At 71.5% G+C, this 21,263-nt stretch carries 17 protein-coding genes; 2 read left to right on the top strand and 15 right to left on the bottom strand.

The window, feature by feature from the left end:
• Position 1 precedes the first annotated feature (1 nt).
• From DEI97_RS07345 to dusB, 5 genes are all read right to left on the bottom strand, one after another.
• Positions 2-1,099 carry an ABC transporter permease gene (locus DEI97_RS07345; RefSeq protein WP_111076382.1) on the bottom strand — a complete coding sequence of 366 codons (1,098 nt, stop codon included), beginning with the start codon at positions 1,097-1,099 and terminating at the stop codon, positions 2-4.
• 71 nt (positions 1,100-1,170) lie between these two features.
• Entirely contained in the window at positions 1,171-2,790 is a 1,620-nt protein-coding gene (locus DEI97_RS07340) for an ABC transporter substrate-binding protein (protein WP_111076381.1), read from the bottom strand.
• 323 nt (positions 2,791-3,113) lie between these two features.
• On the bottom strand, positions 3,114-5,072 hold the full coding sequence (gene dnaG / locus DEI97_RS07335) for a DNA primase (protein ID WP_111076380.1): 1,959 nt from the start codon (positions 5,070-5,072) through the stop codon (positions 3,114-3,116).
• Between the two features lie 79 nt (positions 5,073-5,151).
• On the bottom strand, positions 5,152-6,432 hold the full coding sequence (locus DEI97_RS07330) for a deoxyguanosinetriphosphate triphosphohydrolase (RefSeq protein WP_111076379.1): 1,281 nt from the start codon (positions 6,430-6,432) through the stop codon (positions 5,152-5,154).
• Positions 6,429-7,583: a tRNA dihydrouridine synthase DusB gene (gene dusB, locus DEI97_RS07325; RefSeq protein WP_111076378.1), complete on the bottom strand. Its 1,155-nt coding sequence runs from the start codon at positions 7,581-7,583 to the stop codon at positions 6,429-6,431. Before dusB ends, DEI97_RS07330 begins: the two co-directional genes overlap by 4 nt.
• A gap of 47 nt (positions 7,584-7,630) precedes the next feature.
• Between dusB and DEI97_RS07320 the strand changes: the two genes are divergently transcribed.
• The gene (locus tag DEI97_RS07320; protein WP_111076377.1) at positions 7,631-8,119 is read left to right on the top strand and encodes an aminoacyl-tRNA deacylase; all 489 of its coding nucleotides are present in this window, start codon (positions 7,631-7,633) and stop codon (positions 8,117-8,119) included.
• A gap of 170 nt (positions 8,120-8,289) precedes the next feature.
• Here DEI97_RS07320 and DEI97_RS07315 read toward each other — a convergent pair whose 3' ends face one another.
• From DEI97_RS07315 to DEI97_RS07305, 3 genes are all read right to left on the bottom strand, one after another.
• Positions 8,290-9,009, bottom strand: a complete 720-nt coding sequence (locus DEI97_RS07315; RefSeq protein WP_111076376.1) for a DsbA family oxidoreductase — start codon at positions 9,007-9,009, stop codon at positions 8,290-8,292.
• 200 nt (positions 9,010-9,209) lie between these two features.
• On the bottom strand, positions 9,210-10,595 hold the full coding sequence (locus tag DEI97_RS07310) for a glycine--tRNA ligase (protein WP_111076375.1): 1,386 nt from the start codon (positions 10,593-10,595) through the stop codon (positions 9,210-9,212).
• Positions 10,596-10,693: 98 nt separating this feature from the next.
• Positions 10,694-11,758, bottom strand: a complete 1,065-nt coding sequence (locus DEI97_RS07305) for an aminotransferase class V-fold PLP-dependent enzyme (RefSeq protein WP_284158339.1) — start codon at positions 11,756-11,758, stop codon at positions 10,694-10,696.
• Between the two features lie 71 nt (positions 11,759-11,829).
• Here DEI97_RS07305 and DEI97_RS07300 point away from each other — a divergent pair, with 71 nt between their 5' ends.
• Positions 11,830-12,816 (top strand): LysR family transcriptional regulator, encoded by a 987-nt coding sequence (locus DEI97_RS07300; RefSeq protein ID WP_111076088.1) that lies wholly within the window; start codon positions 11,830-11,832, stop codon positions 12,814-12,816.
• Positions 12,817-13,137: 321 nt separating this feature from the next.
• Here the strand turns inward: DEI97_RS07300 and DEI97_RS07295 are convergent, their stop codons facing one another.
• The 7 genes from DEI97_RS07295 to DEI97_RS07265 all read right to left on the bottom strand — a co-directional run bounded on the left by DEI97_RS07295 (position 13,138) and on the right by DEI97_RS07265 (position 21,261).
• Positions 13,138-13,938, bottom strand: a complete 801-nt coding sequence (locus DEI97_RS07295) for an isoprenyl transferase (RefSeq protein WP_111076089.1) — start codon at positions 13,936-13,938, stop codon at positions 13,138-13,140.
• Entirely contained in the window at positions 13,935-14,780 is an 846-nt protein-coding gene (gene recO, locus DEI97_RS07290) for a DNA repair protein RecO (protein WP_111076090.1), read from the bottom strand. Before recO ends, DEI97_RS07295 begins: the two co-directional genes overlap by 4 nt.
• Before the next feature lie 223 nt (positions 14,781-15,003).
• Positions 15,004-16,773 carry a 2-isopropylmalate synthase gene (gene leuA, locus DEI97_RS07285; protein WP_111076091.1) on the bottom strand — a complete coding sequence of 590 codons (1,770 nt, stop codon included), beginning with the start codon at positions 16,771-16,773 and terminating at the stop codon, positions 15,004-15,006.
• A gap of 301 nt (positions 16,774-17,074) precedes the next feature.
• Positions 17,075-18,478 carry an ABC transporter permease gene (locus DEI97_RS07280; protein ID WP_111076093.1) on the bottom strand — a complete coding sequence of 468 codons (1,404 nt, stop codon included), beginning with the start codon at positions 18,476-18,478 and terminating at the stop codon, positions 17,075-17,077.
• On the bottom strand, positions 18,475-19,224 hold the full coding sequence (locus tag DEI97_RS07275; protein WP_111076094.1) for an ABC transporter ATP-binding protein: 750 nt from the start codon (positions 19,222-19,224) through the stop codon (positions 18,475-18,477). Before DEI97_RS07275 ends, DEI97_RS07280 begins: the two co-directional genes overlap by 4 nt.
• A 107-nt stretch (positions 19,225-19,331) precedes the next feature.
• On the bottom strand, positions 19,332-20,036 hold the full coding sequence (locus DEI97_RS07270) for a response regulator (protein ID WP_258376787.1): 705 nt from the start codon (positions 20,034-20,036) through the stop codon (positions 19,332-19,334).
• 13 nt (positions 20,037-20,049) lie between these two features.
• The gene (locus DEI97_RS07265; protein ID WP_146248234.1) at positions 20,050-21,261 is read right to left on the bottom strand and encodes a sensor histidine kinase; all 1,212 of its coding nucleotides are present in this window, start codon (positions 21,259-21,261) and stop codon (positions 20,050-20,052) included.
• Positions 21,262-21,263: the final 2 nt, after the last annotated feature.

Genomic DNA, 21,263 nt, shown 5'->3' with positions numbered 1-21,263 from the left:
GTCAGAACCTCACTCTCGGGTCGATGAGCGCCGCGACGACGTCGACGACGAAGTTCGTGACGGCGACGATCACCGCCAGCATCGCGACGATGCCCTGCACGGCGACGAAGTCACGTGCGGACAGGTACTGGTTGAGCTCGAAGCCCAGGCCGCGCCAGCCGAAGGTCGTCTCGGTGAGGACCGAGCCGCCCAGGAGCATCGCGATCTGCAGACCCATCACCGTGATGATCGGCACCAGGGCCGGTCGGAAGGCGTGCGTCCGGACGAGTCGGGACTCCCGCACACCGCGGGAGCGCGCGGCGTCGACGTACTCGGAGCCGAGCGAGCCGATCATGTTCGCGCGCACCAGGCGCAGGAAGATGCCGGCCGTCAGCAGCCCGAGCGTCAGCGCCGGCAGGACCGCGTGCTGCAGGACGTCGCTGATGATCTGGCCGTTGCCGGTCCGGATCGCGTCGATGAGGAACACCCCGGTCGGGTTGTCGATCCGGTCCAGGATCAGCTGGACCCGGGTCGACGCCCGGTCGCCGAGCGGCAGCCACCCGAGCCAGACCGAGAAGACGAGCTTGAGCAGCAGGCCGCCGAAGAACACCGGCGTCGCGTAGGTCAGGATCGCCAAGGCGCGGAGCAGCACGTCCGGCCACTTGTCGCGGAGGTACGCGGCGAGCATGCCGAGCGGGATACCGAGCACGAGGGCGACGATGAGGGCGTAGAACACCAGCTCCGCCGTCGCGCCGCCGTACTGCAGGATGATCTCGGTCACCGGGCGGTTGTCGGTGACCGACGAGCCGAAGTCACCGCGGACGATCTGCCCGAGGTACTCGATGTACTGGACGATCACCGGGCGGTCGTAGCCCGCGGCGTGCAGGCGTTCCTGCAGCTGCGAGGGCGTGAGCCGTCCGCCGACCGAGGCGGTGATCGGGTTCCCGACGACACGCATCAGGAAGAAGACCAGTGTCACCAGGATGAACACGGTCGGGAAGATCAGGAGGAAGCGGATGAGGATGTACCGGCCGAGTCCGCCGCCCTGTCCCTTGGCACGTCGCTGTGCCTGGGGTTTCGTGGGCTCGGTCTCGATCGCCTCTGGGTTCGTGAGGGTCACGGGGTCTGTGCCTTTCGCATGACGCCGAGAGGGGGCGCTCCTCGTGGGAGCGCCCCCTTCCGTGCGTCTGGTTACTTGGTGATGGTCCCGTAGCGGAACTTGAAGGAGGCGTCGAGGGTGACACCCTTGACGTCCTTGCCGGCCACGGCGACCGACTTGCCCTGCAGGAGCGGGAGGGTCGAGATCTGCTCGGCCTCACGCTGCTGGGCCTTCTCGATGATGGCGGCGCGCTTGTCGGCGTCCGACTCTTCCTGCTCGTCGGCGATCAGACCCTGGATGGTCGGGTCGTCGTAGTGGTTCTGCACGAAGTTGTCCTTCGTGAAGAACGGCGAGAGGTAGTTGTCGGCGTCCGAGAAGTCCGGGAACCACCCGAGCTGGTACAGCGGGTAGGCGTCCTTCGTGCGCTCGACCGCGTAGGTCGTGTAGACCGTGGACTGGATGTTCACGGTGAACAGGCCGGTGTTCTCGAGCTGGGTCTTGAGCGTGGCGTACTCGTCGTCCGACGCCGAGCCGTAGTGGTCCGGCGAGTACTGGATGTCGAGCTCGATCTTGCCCGAGACGCCGGCGTCCTTGAGCGTCTTCTTGGCCTTGTCGACGTCCGGCGCACCGTTGCCGTCACCGTAGAGCGACTTGAACGGCGTCGCGGCCCCGGTCAGGCCGTCCGGCACCATCGAGTAGACGGGCGTGTAGGTGTCGTTGTAGACCTCCTTGGCGAGCTCGTCGCGGTCGACGACGTCGGCGACGGCCTGGCGCACGGCCAGTGCCTTCGCTTCGTCGGCGTCGCTCTGGCCGGTGCCGAAGGGCTGCGTCTTGAAGTTGAAGACGACGTAGCGGATCTCGCCGCCGGGGCCGTCGATGACCTGCAGCTTCGAGTCCTTGCGGAGCGACGAGATGTCCGTCGGCGTCAGGGAGCGGTACGCCACGTCGACGTCGCCCTTCTGGACCGCGAGCTTGAGGTCGGTCTCCTTGGTGAAGTACTGGGCGGTGACGTCCTTGGTCTTCGCCTTGTCGAGGACACCGTCGTACTTGTCGTTCGCCTCGTACGCGATCAGGTCGTTCTCCTTGTAGGAGGTGATCTTGTACTGGCCGGCGAAGGCGTTGCCCTTGACGATGTCGTCGGCGCTGGTGAGCTTCGTCGCCGAGAAGACGTCCTCGTCGACGATCGGGCCGGCGGGGCTCGAGAGCACCTGCGGCCAGGTCTGGTCGGCGTGGTCGAGGTTGAAGACGACCGTCGTGGCGTCCGGGGTGTCGATGCTCTTGAGGTTCGCGAGCAGCGACCACGGACCGTTGTCGTTCTTGATCTTCAGGTCGCGCTCGAACGAGAACTTGACGTCGCTCGAGGTGAGCTTGTTGCCGTTCGCGAACTCGAGACCCTTCTTCAGGGTGACCTTGTACGTCGTCGGGTTCGTGAACTCCGCCTTCGTGGCGATGTCCGGCTCGACGTCCGGGCTGCCCGTCGGGGTGTTCATGAGGAACGGGAAGACCTGGTTCTGCACGGCGAACGAGCCGTTGTCGTAGGAACCGGCCGGGTCGAGCGAGGTGACCTTGTCGGTCGTGCCGATGATCAGGCCGTTGAGGTCGCCGGAGCCACCGCTGGTGCCGCCTGCGCAGCCGGTGAGCACGAGCGCGGTCGCTGCGGCGCCGGCGCCGAGTGCGAGGGTGCGCTTGCCCCATGTGGAAACGGATGCCATGTCCGATTGCCTCTCTGATGTGGTTGCAAGAGTCCTGGGACCGAGTGGAACGGGCTGTGACCGGTCGCAGGGACGTTCAATGGTCACACCCTGCCAGACATCGGGAGGCCCCGGGGGCCGATTGTTTACACCGCTGTAACGCAGGATCACGCCTTCGAGCGGAGGATCGGAGGCAGTGTGTCCGGCGCGGCGCGCAGCTTCCTTGCGCCGTGGCGACAACTGTTGCGTCCAGCAACTCCCCGGTTCCGCGGGGCTCGGAGCCGATCGGCGGCGCACCGGACGGCCCGCCGTGCTCCGCAGGAGGACGGCCGAGGACGCGCTGTTCAGGCGCCGGGGGTGTCCGCGCGGAGCCGCATCCGCTGGGCGTCGAGGTCCATCAGCTGACGCTGCACGTCTGTCCGACGCTCCTGGTCGGACGGATCCGTGCGCTGCAGTTGTCCGAGCAGCGAGGCCTTCCGCGCGAGCAGGTCCCGTTCGACGAGGGCCACGACGATGCCACGGCAGTAGATCGCCAGGTCCTCGTCGGAGCGAGCCGGGATCGGCGCGAGCGCGAGCTCCTGCACGAGCGACCGGAACGGCGCCGGCACGTCGCTGAGCAGCTTGTCGAGCCAGGCCCGGTCCCCCACCGCGTCGATGTTCGCCACGACGGCGTCACGGACGACCGAGAGCATCCGCGCCGAGAAGGTCGCCGAGGCCGCCAGTGCGAGCAACGGGACGCCGACCGACTGCGGCTGCTGCACCATCGCCATCACGGCGTCGCGCTCCATCCGTGCGATCGGGTCGTCCGGCAGCGACCGGATGCTCGCCTGCGGTTCGTCCGGCAGGTCGCGACCGTCGCCGTGCCGCCCGGATCCGTCGGTGCCGGAGCCGTTGGTCCCGTTGCCGGAACCGTTCTGCCCGGCGTTGGACGAGCCTCCTGATCGAGCGCCCTGCCCACCGTCAGACGGACGCCGACGGGCCGTGGCGACCGCCCGACGCACGTCCTCGATGTCCATGCCGAGCCACCCGGCCGTGTTCCGGATGTAGCCGTCCGCAAGGGCGCGGTCACGGATGTCGGCGATGACGGGCGCGCTCTCGCGGAGACCGCCGACGCGGCCCTCGACCGTGTCCAGGTCGTGGCCGTCGAGCCGGCGACGGATCATGAACTCGAACATCGGACGACGGTTCTCGACCAGACGGCGGATCGCGTCGTCGCCCCGGGCCAGACGGAGGTCGCAGGGGTCGAGACCGCCCGGGGCGACCGCGACGTAGGTCTGCGACGCGAACCGCTGTTCCTCGGCGAAGGCACGGGAGGCGGCGCGCTGCCCGGCCTCGTCCGGGTCGAACGTGAAGACGATCTGGCCGAGCTGCGAGACGTGCTGCGCGGCGGAGTCGCCGAGCATCGGGCGCAGGACCTTGATGTGGTCGACGCCGAAGGACGTGCCACAGGTGGCGACCGCGGTGGTGATGCCGGCGAGGTGGCACGCCATCACGTCGGTGTAGCCCTCGACGATGACGACCTGCTTGCCCTTCGCGATCTCCTTGCGGGCGAGGTCGAGCCCGTAGAGCACCTGGCTCTTGTGGTAGATCGGCGTCTCCGGCGTGTTCAGGTACTTCGGGCCCTTGTCGTCCTCGAGCAGCCGCCGGGCGCCGAACCCGATCGTCGCCCCGGTGACGTCGCGGATCGGCCACATCAGGCGCCCGCGGAACCGGTCGTACGGGGAGCGGTCCCCCTGGCTGACGAGTCCGGCGGCGACGATCTCGTCGATGCTGAACCGCAGCCCGCGCAGGTGGTCCTTGAGCGCGTCGAACGACTTCGGGGCGAAGCCGACGCCGAAGTGCTGCGCGGCGGCCGGGTCGAAGCCGCGCTGCCCGAGGAACTGCCGTGCCGGCTCGGCCGCGGCCGTGGTCAGCTGCGCCGTGAAGAACGCCTGCGCTGCCTCGTTCGCGGCGATCAGGCGGGCACGCGCGTTGTAGTCGGTCCGGGGACCGTCGCCGTCCTCGTAGTGGAGCGTGAAGCCGATCTTCGCGGCCATCCGCTCGACGGCCTCCTGGAAGGTCGTGTGCTCCTGCGACATCAGGAAGCTGAAGACGTCGCCGTCCTCGCCGCAGCCGAAGCAGTGGTACCGGCCGACCTGCGGACGGACGTGGAACGACGGGGTGCGCTCGTCGTGGAAGGGGCAGAGGCCCTTGAGCGAGCCGACGCCCGCGGACTTCAGCGTGACGTAGTCGCCCACCACGTCGGCGATGTTCACGCGCGCGCGGACCTCGTCGATGTCGTTCCGCGCGATCAGTCCTGCCACCCGACGATTCTAGTTCGGCGGGCCGACGTCGTCGGACCGCCTGTGGACGTCGCCGGTGGCGTCCGGTCGGCGGTTCGGCTCAGACCGCGATGTGGGCGGGCTCGCGCTCCCCGACGACCAGCCGCTTGTGCCAGGCGAGCGCGCCCTGGTCGGTGAGGCTGGCGACCTGGTCGACGACGGCCCGGAGGCGTCCCTGGTCGTCGGCGGCGGTGCGCCAATCGGCCGCGAACCCGGGCTCCAGCGCGTCGGCACCGCGGTCGGCGAGGACGTCGAGCAGCTCGGTCAGCACACGGCGCTGGTCCTCGTACACCGGCTGCCGGTCGCCCTGCGTCATCACGAACGCCGCCACGATGCCCTTGAGCACCGCGATCTCGCCGATGATCTCCGGCGGCGTGACGACGCTCGCCGCGAACCGGACGAGCGAGCCCGAGGCATAGGCCTCGCGCGTCGCGGTCGTCGCCGTGCGGGCGAACCGGCCGATGAGCTGGCTGGTCAGGTTCTTGAGCCGCGCCTGCGCCTGCCGGGAGCCGTCGTACTCGGTCATCCAGAGGGACATCCCGCGCAGTCGGTCGAATGCCTCGAGCAGTTCGTCGCGGCTCAGGTCGTCGCCGACCCAGGCGTGCATGGCGGTGACGATGTCGTTCTCGCCGACGCGGTCGCCCAGAGCGGCGACGTCGATGAAGCCCGCGACGACGGCGTCCTCGAAGTCGTGCACCGAGTACGCGATGTCGTCGGACAGGTCCATCACCTGGGCCTCGATGCAGCGCTGCCGACGGGGTGCGCCGGCGCGGAGCCAGGCGAAGGCCTCGTGGTCCTCGTCGTAGAAGCCGAACTTCGTGCGGCCGGACGATGCCTCGCCGACACCCTGCGACGCCGGCCACGGGTACTTGCAGCTGGCGTCGAGCGAGGCGCGGGTCAGGTTGAGGCCGTAGGCGCGTCCGTCGTCGCCGTAGACCTTCGGCTCGAGCCGGGTGAGCAGTCGCAGGGTCTGCGCGTTGCCCTCGAAGCCGCCGATGTCGGCGGCCCAGGCGTTCACCGCGGTCTCGCCGTTGTGGCCGAACGGCGGGTGCCCGATGTCGTGCGCCAGGCAGGCGGTGTCGACGACGTCCGGGTCGAGGCCCAGACTGTCGGCGAGCTCACGGCCGACCTGGGCGACCTCGAGCGAGTGCGTCAGGCGGTTCCGGGCGAAGTCCAGCCCGGTCGTCGGACTGAGCACCTGCGTCTTGGCAGCAAGGCGACGGAGTGCGCTGGAGTGCAGCAGGCGGGCACGGTCACGGGCGAAGTCGCTCCGCCGGTTGCCGTGCTCCTCGGGGAACCAGCGGTCGGCGTCGGCCGGGCCGTACGACGAGGTGGCGCTCATCCGCCGCTGTGGTGCATCTCGGCGGCGGCCAGGACCTTTCGGAACTCCGAGTCGACGTCGCGGCTCTCGAGCCAACGGTCCGGCAGCGCCGTCCGCTTGGCGTGTCCGGCACGACCACGCGGGCCCTCGACGTCGGCTCCCGGGTACGGCGCCGTCCAGTCGAGCTGGCCGAGCAGGTCGTCGATCTCCTGCAGGCTCGAGGCCATCGCGAGACCGGAACGGACCTCGCCACCGATCGGGTACCCCTTGAAGTACCAGGCCACGTGCTTCCGGATGTCCCGGCAGCCGTGCTCTTCCGACTCGAAGAACTCGACCAGCAGTTCGGCGTGCCGACGGAACGCGACTGCGACCTCGCCGAGGCCCGGGGCGGCCCGGAGGTCCTCACCACGGAACGCCGCGGCCAGGTCGCCGAACAGCCACGGACGGCCCAGGCAGCCGCGCCCGACGACCACGCCGTCGCAGCCGGTCTCGTCGACCATCCGCAGTGCGTCGGCGGCGGACCAGATGTCGCCGTTGCCGAGGACCGGGATGTCGGTGATCGTCTCCTTGAGGGTCGCGATCGCCGACCAGTCCGCCTGGCCCGAGTAGTGCTCGTTGGCGGTCCGGGCGTGCAGGGCGACACTCGCGACGCCGGCGTCCCGCGCGATGCGGGCGGCGTCGAGGTAGGTCAGGTGGTCGCCGTCGATGCCCTTGCGCATCTTCACGGTGACCGGGACGTCACCCGCTGCCCGGACCGTCTTCGTGACGAGGTCGCGGAACAGGTCGAGCTTCCACGGCAGCGCCGCGCCCCCGCCCTTCCGCGTGACCTTCGGCACCGGGCACCCGAAGTTCAGGTCGATGTGGTCGGCACGGTCTTCGCCGACCAGGATCGTGGCGGCCTCGGCGACGGTGTTCGGCTCGACGCCGTACAGCTGGATCGACCGCGGGGTCTCGGACTCGTGGTGCCGGATGAGTCGCATCGACTCGGGCGTCCGCTCGACCAGGGCACGGGAGGTGATCATCTCGCAGACGTACAACCCGGCGCCGTACTCACGGCAGAGGCGGCGGTACGCCATGTTCGTGATGCCGGCCATCGGGGCGAGCACGACGGGCGCATCGACCTGGATGGGGCCGATGCGCAGCGGTGCTGCTGCAGCTTGTGTGATCGTCATACGTTGCCCATTCTCCCACGTCGTCGGCCGCCGGTAGCGTTCTCCACATGACCGTTCCGGATGCCGTCACCCGCTTCGACTCCGACGCTGCCGCCCGCGGCCTCGACGTGCAGGTCGTCGAGCGTCCCGCCGCCGACTCGCTCGAGGGTGCCGCGGCCCTGCTCGGCATCGACCCGGGCGACATCGTGAAGACCCTGGTGGTGAAGCGCCACGACGGCGGGTTCCTGTTGGCGCTCGTCCCCGGCGGCCGGAGCATCGCCTGGAAGAAGCTCCGCACGGTCGTCGGTGTGAACAAGCTGTCGATGCCCGACGCGGCCACCGCGCTCGAGGCCAGCGGCTACGAGCGCGGCACGATCACCCCGATCGGCGCGACGGGTGACCTGCCGGTGTTCGCCGACGAGCGGGTGCTCGGGCGACGGGTCGCGCTCGGGGCCGGCCGACACGGTGCCAGCGCCTTCGTGGACGGCGACGCGCTCGTCGCCGCCTACGACGCGACGGTCGCGGACATCACCGACGAGGAACCGCCCCGCTCGTGACTCCGGTCAGTCGGGGACCTCGGACCAGTCACCCTCTGCGCCCGGCACGAAGCACGAGTCGCCTTCACAGACTGGCGCACCGCCGGGCGTGACGAGCGTCAGGAGGGCGGGTCGCGCCTCCAACCCGGCCGGGAGGCCCGACCCACCGCCCACGGGAGCCGTCGCGCCCGTCATCGGGTCACCCCGGCGTCCGCTGCCGCATCGTCGTCGGCACGCTGGGCAGCCTCGGCCACCTCGGCGGGCGTCGACTCGCGGAGCGCGACCACCTGGCGGAGGACCTGCTCGAACGCGGCCGGGTCCTGAGCGCCAGAGACGCCGTACTTGCCGTCGATGACGAAGAACGGGACGCCGTTGATGCCGTAGGCCTGCGCCTGGGACTGGTCGGCGCGGACCGCGGCGAGCTGGCTGTCGTCGCGGAGGGTGGCCAGTACCTCGTCCCGGTCGATCCCGACCTCGGCGGCCAGGTCGGCCAGCGAGTCGTCCTGCCCGACGTGCTCGCCGCGCTCGAAGTAGGCGGCGAAGAGGCGCTCGACCATCTCGAGCTGCTTGCCGTGCTGCTTGGCGAGGTGGATCACCTGGTGTGCCTTGACCGTGTTGGTGTGGCGGAGGGCGTCGTAGTCGTAGTGCAGGTCGACCTGGGCGGCGATGCCGGCGACCTGGTCGATCATCTGCTGCGCCTGCTCGACCGGCAGGCCCTTGTGCTGCGAGAGGAACTCGGCCTCGGAGCCCTCGAAGTCGACGGGGGTGTCGGGGCTCAGTTCGAAGGAGTGGTACTCGACCTCGACCGGGCCGCCGAACGCGGAGACGCCCGCCTCGAACTTGCGCTTGCCGATGTAGCACCAGGGGCAGGCGATGTCCGACCAGACATCGACCTTCACGGAGTCGTTCATGCTGACCCCAACGCCGACGCCGCCGCCGCATTCCCGCGCCCGCCGCCGCGGCCGGCCGGTGTCGTCCGGCTGCGCACAACGGAAACCGCCCCGCGCCACGGGATCCCGAGGTTCGGGGCGGTTTCTGTTGTGCGGGTCCGATCGGCGCCAGCCGGCGGCGCGCCATCGGCCGGCAGCCCAGCCACCAGCCCCGCGCCGCGCTACGCGCCGAGCAGCCGCTCGGCCAGGAAGCCCTGCAGGCGGTCGAGCGACACGCGCTCCTGGCCCATGGTGTCGCGCTCGCGCACGGTCACGGCCTTGTCCTCGAGCGTGTCGAAGTCGACCGTGATGCAGAACGGCGTGCCGATCTCGTCGTGGCGACGGTATCGACGGCCGATCGCACCGGCGTCGTCGAAGTCCACGTTCCAGTTCTTGCGCAGGTCGTCAGCCAGGCCGCGGGCGACCGGCGAGAGCTGCTCGTTGCGGGACAGCGGCAGGACCGCGGCCTTCACGGGCGCCAGACGCGGGTCGAGGCGCAGGACGGTGCGCTTGTCGACGCCGCCCTTCGCGTTCGGGGCCTCGTCCTCGTGGTACGAGTCGAGCAGGAACGCCATCAGCGCACGGGTCAGACCGAACGACGGCTCGATGACGTACGGCACGTACTTCTCGTTCGCGGCCTGGTCGAAGTAGCGCAGGTCCTGACCGGACGCCTCGATGTGGTTCTTGAGGTCGAAGTCGGTGCGGTTCGCGACGCCCATGAGCTCGCCCCACTCGGTGCCGGCGAACCCGAAGCGGTACTCGATGTCGGCGGTCGCGTCGGAGTAGTGCGCGCGCTCCCCGTCCGGCACGTCGAAGCGGCGGAGGTTCTCCGGGTCGATGCCGAGGTCGGTGTAGAACGCGACGGCGTCGGCGATCCACTGCTCGTAGTGCTCCTCGGCCGAGGCCGGCGGCACGAAGTACTCGATCTCCATCTGCTCGAACTCGCGGGTCCGGAAGATGAAGTTGCCGGGCGTGATCTCGTTGCGGAACGCCTTGCCGACCTGGCCGATGCCGAACGGGGGCTTCATGCGGCTGGTCGTGACGACCTGCGCGAAGTCGACGAAGATGCCCTGGGCGGTCTCGGGGCGCAGGAAGTTCAGGCCCTCCTCCGACTCGACCGGGCCGAGGTAGGTCTTGAGCATGCCGCTGAACTCGCGGGGCTCGGTCCACTCGCCGCGGGTGCCGCAGTTCGGGCACGCGATCTCGGCCATGCCGCCCTCGGGAGCGCGGCCCTTCTTGGCCTGGAACGCCTCGAGCAGGTGGTCCTCGCGGAAGCGGTGGTGGCAGTGCAGGCACTCGACGAGCGGGTCGGTGAACGTCGCGACGTGGCCGGAGGCCTCCCATACCTTGCGGGGCAGGATGACGGCGGAGTCCAGGCCAACCATGTCGCCACGGCCGCGGACGAACCGCTGCCACCACTGGCGCTTGATGTTCTCCTTGAGCTCGACACCGAGGGGCCCGTAGTCCCACGCGGAGCGGGATCCGCCGTAGATCTCCCCCGACTGGAAGACGAACCCACGGCGCTTGGCCAGGGCGATGACGCTGTCGAGACGGGAGGGCTGTGCCACTGAGGTGCTCCTGAGTTCGCCGAGCTGGGTGCTCGGTGTGCGGTCGGACCCGGCAATGCTAGCGGCCCGGGAGGCCCGACCCACCGCCGCCCCGTCCCTCACCGCCCCGACGCGCCAGGCTCCACCCCCGCCAGCGCCGCCGCCACGTCGGTCACGTCGTCCTCGTCGTTCCAGAGGTGGAACGCGATCCGCAGCCGTCCGGCCCGCCCCGACGCGGTGATGCCCGCGGCCGTGAGCGCCCGCAGGCCGGTGCCGTCGGCGTCGGGGAACGTGACGATCGCCTGCCCACCCGTGCCGCGTCCTTGCCGGGCCGCCCCGAGCGCGTCGCAGAGCCGGTCTGCGAGTCCGGTGGCGTGCCTCCAGGTCGTGTGCGCGTCGAGCGAGACGGCGTGCCGGAGTGCGGCCACCGCTCCGGGCCACGCCTGCCAGGCCGGCGAGACGTCGAAGCGGCGGGCGTCGTCGGCCAGGTGCATGGCGGGTCCGTAGCAGGAGGACCAGACGTCCTCGCCCGCGTACCACCCGGCCTGGACGGGGCGCAGGCGGCCGAGCGCGGTGTCGGAGAGCGTCATGAACGCGACGCCGCGAGGAGCGCAGAGCCACTTGTAGGTGTGCGTGATCGTGATGTCGAACGGCGCGGCGGCGACGGGCAGGACCCCGGCGGCCTGGGTCAGGTCGCAGAGCGTCAGCGCACCGACCCGTCGGGCCGCGTCGAGGACGGGCGCCGGGTCGGTGACGATGCCGGTGGCGGACTGCACGACGGACCAGGCGACGAGCGCGGTGTCGGGGCCGATCGAGGCGGCGAGCTCGGCGAGGGGGACGCTCCGGACGCGCACGCCGCGGTGTGCCTGCGCCAGGAAGGGGAAGACGACGGAGCTGAAGTCGCCGTCCGGGACGACCACCTCGGCGCCGTCCGGCAGGGCGTCGGCGACGACGGCGGCCATCACCGAGGTCTGGGACCCGGTCGCGACCTGCGCTGCCGGCACACCGACCAGGTCGGCGAAGAGCGCGCGTCCCTCCTCGACGAGGGCACCGTAGTGGGCGGGCGAGGACTCGCCTCGGGACCACGCGTCCAGGTCGGCGCGCTGCGCGGCGAGCGTGCCGTGCGACGGGAGTCCGGCGGTGCACGCCGCGAGGTAGCCGCGGCCGGCGGGGAACGAGTCCATGTCCGACAGGGTCCCGCCGCCCGAGCCATCACGCCAGAGCAGGTTCGTTGTGCCACCGGTAACATCGTGTGATGGACGACATCGACCCCCAGCTACTCAAGGTCCTGCGCGCCGTCGCCGACAGCGGGTCGATCACCCGGGCGGCCGCTGCACTCGGGTCGAGCCAACCGGCCGTCAGCCAGCTCCTGACCCGGGCCGAGCAGCGCCTCGGGCACGCGCTGGTCCTGCGGGGCGGCCGCGGCGCGACCCTGACGCACGCCGGCCAGGTGCTCGCCGACCACGCCCTGCACGTCCAGGCGGCGCTGACCGCGGCGCGCGAGGACCTCGACGCCGTCGGCGGACTCACCCGCGGGCGTGTCCGGCTCGCGGGGTTCCCGAGCGCGTCCTCTGCCCTCGTGCCCGCGGTGCTCGCGCGCCTGGCCGCGACGGCGCCGGGGGTGACGACCTCGTACGTCGAGGTCGAGCCTCCCGAGGCGCTCGACCTGCTCCGCGGTGGTGAGGTCGACGTCGCCCTCACCTTCACCTACGTCGGCGACGAGGTCGGTGCCGTCCCCGACCCGGGACTCGTCACCCGGGCGCTCGGCCGCGACCCGCTCGCGCTCGTCACGCCGGTCGCTGCCGCCCAGCCGCCCGTCGCGAGCGAGCCCGTCGCTGCCGGCCAGCCGCTCGTGACGGGAGGCCCGGCTCCCCTCCGCCCCGGCGGCTCGACCGTCGTGGACCTCGCGTCCCACCGCGACGCCCGCTGGATCGGTGGGTGTCCGCGCTGCCGGGGGCACCTGCTCGCCTCGTGCGCGAGCGCGGGGTTCACGCCGGACATCGTCCTCGAGACGGACAACGCGGCCGCGGTCGTGGGGCTCGTCGCCGCGGGGCTCGGGGTGGCGCTGCTCCCCCGGCTGGCCCTCGCCACGACGGTCATCCCGGCCGGCGTCGCGATCGACCCCGTGGACGACGACCTGGCGCGCCGCGTCGAGGTCGTCGTCGCCCGCGGAGCGGACCGCGTGCCGAGTGTCCGTGCGGCGCTCGATGCGGTCCGCTCCGCGGCCCACCTGCTCGCCTGACGCGGCCGCGACGCCCGCGCCGGCCCGTCGGCCAGCGCCGAGGCTCGCGTGAGCGGACACATCGCGGCCTCCGAACGGCGGAACATGTCCGCGGGGCCGAGCCTCGGCCCCGCCGGGCACGGCGCGAGGCCCGCGGCCCGCGGCGCGCGGCCCAGCCGGGCGCACGCCGGCCGCGCCGCCGCGCGGCCAGCCGCGCCCGCCGTCACCCGGGCGCGCGCCGAGCCTCGGCTGAGCGGACACATTGCGGCCTCCGAACGGCGCAACATGTCCGCGGGGCCGAGCCTCGGCCACGCGGGCGGCGCGCGGGCCGCGGCCGCCGCGCTACGCCGTCGGCGTGTCGACCGCGCCGCCGTAGCGACGGTCGCGGCTGGCGTACTCCTCGATCGCCCCCCACAGGTCGGTGCGTCGGAAGTCGGGCCAGAGCCGGTCGAGGAACACCATCTCGGCGTACGCCGACTGCCACAGCAGGAAGTTGCTCGTCCGCTGCTCCCCCGAACTGCGGAGGAACAGGTCGACGTCCGGCAGCTCCGGCACGTACAGCCGCTTCGCCAGGGTCTTCTCGGTCACCTGGCTCGGCTTGAGGCGTCCCGCGGCGACGTCGTCCGCGATGGACCGCACCGCGTCGGCGATCTCGTTCCGGCCGCCGTAGTTGACGCACATCGTCAGCGTCAGGACGTCGTTGCCGGCCGTCATCTCCTCGGCGGTCTGCAGCTCGTCGATGACACTGCGCCAGAGCCTCGGGGTGCGCCCGGCCCAGCGGACCCGCACGCCCCACTCGTGCAGCTGGTCGCGGCGGCGGCGGATGACGTCGCGGTTGAAGCCCATGAGGAACCGGACCTCTTCGGGTGAGCGCTTCCAGTTCTCGGTCGAGAACGCATACGCGGACACGTGCGTGACACCGATCTGGATCGCACCGGCGACGACGTCGAGCAACGAGGCCTCACCCGCCTTGTGCCCCTCGATCCGGGTGAGGCCGCGCTGGTTCGCCCACCGGCCGTTGCCGTCCATCACGATCGCCACGTGGCCGGGCACGAAGCGCTTCGGGATCGCCGGGGGCTGCTCGCCGGTCCAGTCGACCGGCAGGAAGGGGCCCGGTTCGGCAGCGGGACGGCGAGGGCTCATGCGCGGGTTCCTCCGAGGGCGGGGTCGTGGTCGTCCGGTGTCGGCACGGCAGGTGCCGGCACCGCTGCGACCGCCGCCGGCACACCACCGGGGTGCGGGGCGAGCGGTGACGGGTGCTCGGTGCGGTCGACGTGCGGCAACGAACGGAGCGATCGTTCCAGGTGCCACTGCGCGTACGCCGCGACCACGCCGGAGGCCCGCGATCTCGTCCGCTCGTCGGTCACGTCGACGCTCCCCCAGTCCCCGGCCAGCAGCTGTCCGAGGACGGCGAGCGTCGCCGGGTCCAACCGTGGCGTGCCGGGAGGCGCGGCCGAGTCCGCCACGACCCCGCCGAGCTGCACGACGAACGCCGAGTGCGGCCCGGGCTCCCCGGTGACCGCGCAGTCGCTGAACGAGGGTGCCCACCCGGCGATGCTCATCGCGCGGAGGAGGTACGAGTCGAGGGTCGCACTCGGCTGGTGTTCACCGCGCGACAGCGACCGCAGCGCTCCGACGAGCAACAGGTACTGCTGCAGCCCCGCGTCCGCCTCGCTCAGTCGGTCGGCGGTCTCGACCATCGCACTCGCCGCCGTGTAGGCGCCGTAGTCGGCGACGATGCGGGCTCCGTACGCGCCGAGGGACTCCGCCTGCGTGACGATGTCGAGCGAGCGGCCATCGTAGAACTGGGCGTCGACGACCATGAAGGGCTCGAGCCGCGAGCCGAACTTCGACGCGGTCCGGCGCACGCCCTTCGCGACGGCGCGGATCTTGCCGTGCTCCCGGCTGAGCATCGTGACGATGCGGTCGGCCTCACCGAGCTTGTGGGTGCGCAACACGACGCACTCGTCCCGGTACAGCGGCATGTCCCCAGTATCCCCCGCCCCGCCGACACCTCCGCCCGCTCGCCGAGGTCGCACGACCCGCCGCGTGGTGATCGCCGAGATCGCGGGAACTGCCGGCGCGGCGGCCGCCAGACGGCAGGATGCGCGACCTCGACGCAGGCGCGGGCGGCGGGACGGCGGGAGGGGACGGACGGGAGGCGCGGTGCGGGCCCGCACCGCGCCTCCCGTCCCGGACCGACGCGGATCAGGCGGAGACGAGCTCCGGCGCGCCCGAGGCCGCGCCCGCGCGCACCGCGCGGTTCACGGCGGAGACGATCGCCTTGAGCGACGCGGTCGCGATGTCGGCATCGATCCCGACGCCCCACAGCCGCACGCCGTCGACGTCGAGCTCGACGTAGGACGCCGCCTGCGCGTCGCCCGAGGCGCTCATCGTGTGCTCCGAGTAGTCGTACAGCGTGACCGAGACGCCCTGGTCCGCCATCACGGACAGGAACGCGTCGATCGGGCCGGTGCCGACGGCCTCGGCCGCGACGGAGCCCTCGTCGACGCGCATCGCGACCGACAGCTTGGTCGTGCCGTCGAAGTCGCTCGAGGTGGCGGTCTTCGTGATCTCGTACCGGCCCCACTTGTCGTCGTCGACGTGGGCGGGCAGGTACTCGTCGTGGAACAGGTCCCAGATGCGCTCCGAGGTGAACTCGCCGCCCTCGGCGTCGGTGCGCTGCTGCACGACGCCGCTGAACTCGATCTGCAGCTTGCGGGGCAGGTCGAGCGCGTGGTCGGTCTTGAGCAGGTAGGCGACGCCGCCCTTGCCGGACTGCGAGTTGACGCGGATGACGGCCTCGTACGAACGCCCGATGTCCTTCGGGTCGACCGGCAGGTACGGCACCGCCCAGACGACGTCGTCGACGCCGACGCCCTCGGCGGCCGCACGGGCCTCGAGTGCTTCGAGGCCCTTCTTGATGGCGTCCTGGTGCGAGCCGCTGAAGGCCGTGTAGACCAGGTCCCCGGCCCACGGCTGGCGCTCCGGCACCGGCAGCTGGTTGCAGTACTCGACGGTGCGCTTGACCTGGTCGATGTCCGAGAAGTCGATCTGCGGGTCGATGCCCTGCGTGAACAGGTTCATCCCCAGCGCGACGAGGTCGACGTTGCCGGTCCGCTCTCCGTTGCCGAACAGGCAGCCCTCGATGCGGTCGGCGCCGGCCATGTAGCCGAGCTCGGCAGCGGCGACGGCGGTGCCCCGGTCGTTGTGCGGGTGCAGCGACAGGATGACGTCCTGGCGGTGGGCGAGGTTGCGGGACATCCACTCGATCGAGTCGGCGTAGACGTTCGGGGTCGCCATCTCGACGGTCGCGGGCAGGTTGATGATGACCTGGCGCTCGGGCGTCGGCTCGAAGACCTCGAGCACGGCGTTGCAGATCTGCACCGCGACCTCGAGCTCGGTGCCCGTGTAGGACTCCGGCGAGTACTCGTAGTAGACGGTCGTGTCGTGCTGCAGCCGTGCCTCGGCCGCCTTGCACATGTGCGCTCCGGCGACGGCGATGTCGACGACGCCCTGCACGTCGGTGCGGAACACGACCTCGCGCTGCACGATGCTCGTCGAGTTGTAGAGGTGCACGATGGCCTGCTTCGCGCCGTCGATCGCCTCGTACGTGCGGTCGATGAGGTGCTCGCGCGCCTGGGTCAGGACCTGGATCGTGACGTCGTCGGGGATCGCGCCCTCGTCGATCAGCGACCGGACGAAGTCGAAGTCGGTCTGCGAGGCACTGGGGAACCCGACCTCGATCTCCTTGTAGCCCATCCGGACGAGCAGGTCGAACATCGCCCGCTTGCGTTCGGCGTCCATCGGGTCGATGAGTGCCTGGTTGCCGTCACGCAGGTCGACGGCGCACCAGCGGGGCGCACGGTCGATCTGCTTCGTGGGCCAGGTGCGGTCGGGCAGGTCGACGGTGATCTGCTCGGAGAAGGGGACGTACTTGTGGATCGGCATCCCGGAGGGGCGCTGCGCGTTCTGCATCGGTTCGCTTTCGTCGGTGTGGTTGCGGTGCGGCCACGACGGACTCCGCGACGAGGTGGGCCGGTTGTCAGGCCTCGTCGCGGCGACGAAGGAGGAGGAGTGCCGAGTACATCGGGTTCACGCTAGCACCGGAGCGCCCGAACGGTGCACCGTGTGACGGACGGACCACGTCACGGACGGGAGGCACGGCACCCGCTGGCACCGTGCCTCCCGTCCGGCCGCCGCCACCCCCACGGCCGCGGCGACCGGACCCGGTCGCCGTCACCCCCACGGTGACGGCGACCTCACCGGCGGTCACCACTCAGTCGACCGCCAGCGCCTCCGTCGGCGGTACGCGCATCGCACGCCGGACCGGCGCCACGGTGGCGACGACCGCCAGGACGAGCGCCCCGACCACCACGACCGCGATCGTCGTCAGCGGCAGCACCGGCGTGGTGGCACGGATCGTGCCGAGGAGTGTCTGCCCGCCGAGCCACCCGTACGCGGTGCCGAGCACGAGCCCGGTGACGACGGCGGCGACGACCATCTGGACGGCCTCGGTGACGATCATCCGCCGGACCTGCGCCCCGGTCAGTCCGAGGACACGGAGCAGCCCGAGCTCCCGGCGACGCTGCAGCACGCCGAGGGCCAGGGCGTTGACGACCCCGACCGCGGCGATCACGGCCGAGAAGCCGACGATGACGCTGACGACGGCGTCGAGCTGCTGGAAGAAGTCACGCTGTTCGGCGAGCATCGCGGGCGTGATGCCGCTCTGCCCGGACAGGGCGGACTCGGTGACGTGCTGCATGATCCCGAGTGCGACGGCGAAGGTGACGAGCAGCGTGACGCCGATGACGAGCCCGATCGTGGCGCGGGCCGTACGTGCCGGGGCGCGCATCGCGTTCCGGCCGGCGAGCAGGACCACGGGGTCGTGGGACCCGATCCGCCCGATCGCCTGCAGGATCGGCGGCATCACGATCGTGGCGCCGACCGCGACCCCGGCGAACGAGACGAAGCCGCCGAGTGCCGCGGGCAGGACCGCCAGGGGCGTCGCCGCGCTGAGGGCCAGTCCGACCAGGGCGAGCAGCGCTCCCACGGTCATGAGCAGGATCGCCCAGACCTTCCGGGCGGTGCCGGTACGGACGTCCTCGTGGCTCGGCTCGACGCTCGAGGACAGCGCCTGCAGCGGGGTGACGGTGAGCACTCGTCGGGACCCGGCGGCGAAGGCACCCCAGGTGGCGAGGACGACGGCGACCACTGGCAGCACGAGCTCCCAGGGCAGGAGCGTGTACGAGCGGTCGGGCAGGAAGCCGTTGCTGCGGAGCACCGCGACGAACACCGCGGCGAGCCCGGTGCCGACGACGGCGCCGATGAGCCCGCCGAGCAGGCCGACGACGAGTCCGGTGCGGGTGATCCGGGCACGGAGCGAGGCACCGGTCGCGCCGACGAGCCGCTGGAGCGCGATCACGCGGGTCTGCCCGGCGATGAGCGTCGCGCAGGTGTTCGCGGTGACGATGGCGCCCACGTACAGGGCGATGCCGAGGGCCAGCCAGCCGATCACCGACAGCACGGCCTTGACCGAGCTGATGTCGTCGAGGCCGGTGGCGGACATCGCCTCGGTGACGATGCCCGGGGCGATGACGAGCGCGGAGCCGAAGGTCGTGCCGAGGGCGGCGACCAGGATCGTCGGGGCGAACTGCCGGACGCCGTTCATGCTGCCGGTCACGCTGCCGCCTCCATGCCGAGCATCGTGGCGGAGATCTCGGCGGCACCCATCCGGGGCCGGTCATCGACGACGCGGCCGTCGGCGAGGAACAGGATCCGGTCGGCGTTCGCGGCGGCGACCGGGTCGTGCGTCACCATGACGACGCTCTGGCCCCAGTCGTCGGCGGCGCCGCGGAGGATCGCGAGCACGTCCCGCCCGGTCCGCGAGTCGAGGGCACCGGTCGGCTCGTCCGCGACGACGACGGCCGGACGCGAGGCGAGGGCGCGGGCGATGGCGACGCGCTGCTGCTGGCCGCCGGAGAGCTCGTGCGGCCGGTGGGTCAGGCGGTTGCCGAGCCCGAGCATCTCGACCAGGCGGTCGATCCACGCGGTCTCGTCGCGGTCCGGCTTGTGCCCGCCGAGCAGGAACGGCAGCCGGATGTTCTCGCTGACGTCGAGCGTCGGGACGAGGTTGAACGACTGGAACACGAACCCGAGGCGGCGGCGACGGAGTTCGGTGAGCTCCCGGTCGCCGAGCCCGGTGATGTCCGTGCCGTCGATCGTGATCCGACCGCCGGTGACCTGGTCGAGGCCGGCGGCGACGTGCATGAGCGTGGACTTGCCGGAACCGGAGGGGCCCATCACCGCGGTGAACTCGCCGATCCCGATGTCGACGCTGACGTCGTCCAGCGCCGTCACCCGGCGCGCGGCGTCCCCGTAGTGCTTGGAGACATGGTCGAGACGGATGATCGGAGCGTGGTTGGTCATGACTCCACGATCGCGTCCGGGAGGCCCGTCCCGCGTCCGCCGTCCGGCTCCGGTCCGTCATCCCCGCGGTGGGCATCCCCAGTCGGGGTCCGCCGAGCGGATGAGGGTCAGTCGCCCTTGGTGACGAGGCCGTGCTCGTGCGCGAACACGACGAGACGCACCCGGTCACGCAGTTCGAGCTTCGTGAGGACCCGCGAGATGTGGGTCTTCACGGTCGCCTCGCTGACGAACTCGTGGGCGGCGATCTCGGCGTTGCTGAGCCCCCGCGCAGCGAGGTCGAAGATCTCGCGCTCGCGCGGGGTCAGGCCGGCGAAGGCCGCGGGCACCGTCGAGCGCAGGTCGGCCGGGTCCTCGTAGCGGCGGAGGAGCTCGCGGGTGGCCGAGGCGGCGAACACCGTCGTGCCGGCGTGCACGGTCCGGATCGCGGCGAGCAGGAACTCCGGGTCGGCGTCCTTGAGCACGAACCCACTCGCGCCGGCACGGATGGCCTTGGCGGCGGCCTCGTCGAAGTCGAAGGTGGTGAGGACGAGCACCTTGGCGTCGGACCCGCTCGAGACGATGTCGGCGGTGGCGCTGATGCCGTCCTTGACCGGCATCCGGATGTCCATGAGCACGACGTCCGGGCGGTTCCGGCGGACCAGTTCGATGCCCTCGGCTCCGTCGCCGGCCTCCCCCACGAACTGCAGGTCCGGCTGGGACCCGATGAGCATCCGGATGCCGGTGCGGAACAGGGCCTGGTCGTCGACCAGGGCGACGCGGATGCGCGCGGCTGCGGGAGGGTTCGTGATCGTGTTCGTGCTCATGTCGGTCATCGCCTGCTCGTCGTCATCGGGTCGGGATCGTGTTGCGGGGCATCTGCCCCGTCGACGGTTGAGCCGGCATCCGGACCGCCACCGCGAAGTCCTCGCCCCGGGGTCCGGCCGTCATGCTCCCGCCGGACATGGTGGCACGCTCCCGCATGCCGACCAGGCCGTGGCCGGTGCCGGGGCCGGGCCGGTCGTCCTCGGCGCGGCGGTTCACGACGTCGATCTCGACGGTGTCGGGCCGGTAGGTCAGGCGTGCTCGGACGGTGCTGCCGGGCGCCCCGTGCTTGTAGGCGTTCGTCAGGCTCTCCTGCACGATCCGGTAGACGGCGAGCTGCGTGGTGGTCGGCAGCGTCGACGGGTCACCCTCGCGCTCCACCTGCACCTCGAGTCCGACGTCACGCATCTGCCCGACGAGCCGCTCGATGTCGTCGACGTCGGGGGTCGGCGCGGTGCCCTGCTCGTGTCGGAGTGCCCCGAGCAGCTCGCGGACGTCGCCGAGGGCACGGCGGGCGGTCGCGCCGATGGTGTCGAGCGCCTCGTCTGCGACCGCGGGGTCGGCGCGGAGGGCGTAGCGCGCGCCGTCGGCCTGGGCGATCACGACGGCCAGCGAGTGCGCCACGATGTCGTGCATGTCCCGGGCGATCCGGACGCGTTCCTGCTCGATCGCGACGTTCCGGTCGGCTCGGGCGGCGTCGCGTTCGGCCAGCAGTTGGGCCTCCCGGCTCATCCGCGCCGACCGCCGGGCCCGGACGGCCAGACCGGCGAGCCAGGGCAGCAGCAGGACGGCCAGGACGACGACGAACCACATCAGGCCGTACTGGACGGCGCCCTTCAGCGTCTCTTCGCCGCCGATCCCCCGGACGCCGTAGATCTGGAAGCCGTAGTACACACCGGCGACGACTGCCCCGACGATCGCGGAGACGAGGCCGGCGATCCGGATGCGTCGGGTGCCGTAGACGCTCGTGGTGTAGATCACACCGGGGATGAAGAGGTCGGCCACGTTGGTGGTCTGCAGCGTCACCATCTGCAGGACGGCACCGATCCAGGCGATCCCGAGGGCCAGGCCCGGAGCGACCCGGCGGAGTGCGAGGGCCAGGGTGAGGACCCCGGTCGTCACGAGGCTCCAGGGACCCTGGCCACCCTGCGCCCAGAGGACGGCGACCACGCCGCCGAGCAGCAGCGCCGTGCCGATGTCGACGGCGAGCTGGGTGCGGAGGACGGGACGGAACACCA

It is taken from the genome of Curtobacterium sp. MCLR17_032, from assembly GCF_003234795.2.
Lineage (GTDB): Bacteria > Actinomycetota > Actinomycetes > Actinomycetales > Microbacteriaceae > Curtobacterium.
The sequence above is the reverse complement of the archived record's forward strand: the minus strand, read 5'-3'. Positions and strand labels throughout refer to the sequence as shown.

What these genes read in the sequence shown, in the direction of transcription:
- DEI97_RS07340 (WP_111076381.1), bottom strand. Translation starts at nt 2,790, where the DNA reads ATGGCATCCGTTTCCACATGGGGCAAGCGCACCCTCGCACTCGGCGCC.
- DEI97_RS07330 (WP_111076379.1), bottom strand. Translation starts at nt 6,432, where the DNA reads ATGAGCGCCACCTCGTCGTACGGCCCGGCCGACGCCGACCGCTGGTTC.
- dusB (WP_111076378.1), bottom strand. Translation starts at nt 7,583, where the DNA reads ATGACGATCACACAAGCTGCAGCAGCACCGCTGCGCATCGGCCCCATC.
- DEI97_RS07320 (WP_111076377.1), top strand. Translation starts at nt 7,631, where the DNA reads ATGACCGTTCCGGATGCCGTCACCCGCTTCGACTCCGACGCTGCCGCC.
- DEI97_RS07315 (WP_111076376.1), bottom strand. Translation starts at nt 9,009, where the DNA reads ATGAACGACTCCGTGAAGGTCGATGTCTGGTCGGACATCGCCTGCCCC.
- DEI97_RS07305 (WP_284158339.1), bottom strand. Translation starts at nt 11,758, where the DNA reads ATGGACTCGTTCCCCGCCGGCCGCGGCTACCTCGCGGCGTGCACCGCC.
- DEI97_RS07300 (WP_111076088.1), top strand. Translation starts at nt 11,830, where the DNA reads ATGGACGACATCGACCCCCAGCTACTCAAGGTCCTGCGCGCCGTCGCC.
- DEI97_RS07295 (WP_111076089.1), bottom strand. Translation starts at nt 13,938, where the DNA reads ATGAGCCCTCGCCGTCCCGCTGCCGAACCGGGCCCCTTCCTGCCGGTC.
- recO (WP_111076090.1), bottom strand. Translation starts at nt 14,780, where the DNA reads ATGCCGCTGTACCGGGACGAGTGCGTCGTGTTGCGCACCCACAAGCTC.
- leuA (WP_111076091.1), bottom strand. Translation starts at nt 16,773, where the DNA reads ATGCAGAACGCGCAGCGCCCCTCCGGGATGCCGATCCACAAGTACGTC.
- DEI97_RS07275 (WP_111076094.1), bottom strand. Translation starts at nt 19,224, where the DNA reads ATGACCAACCACGCTCCGATCATCCGTCTCGACCATGTCTCCAAGCAC.
- DEI97_RS07270 (WP_258376787.1), bottom strand. Translation starts at nt 20,036, where the DNA reads ATGACCGACATGAGCACGAACACGATCACGAACCCTCCCGCAGCCGCG.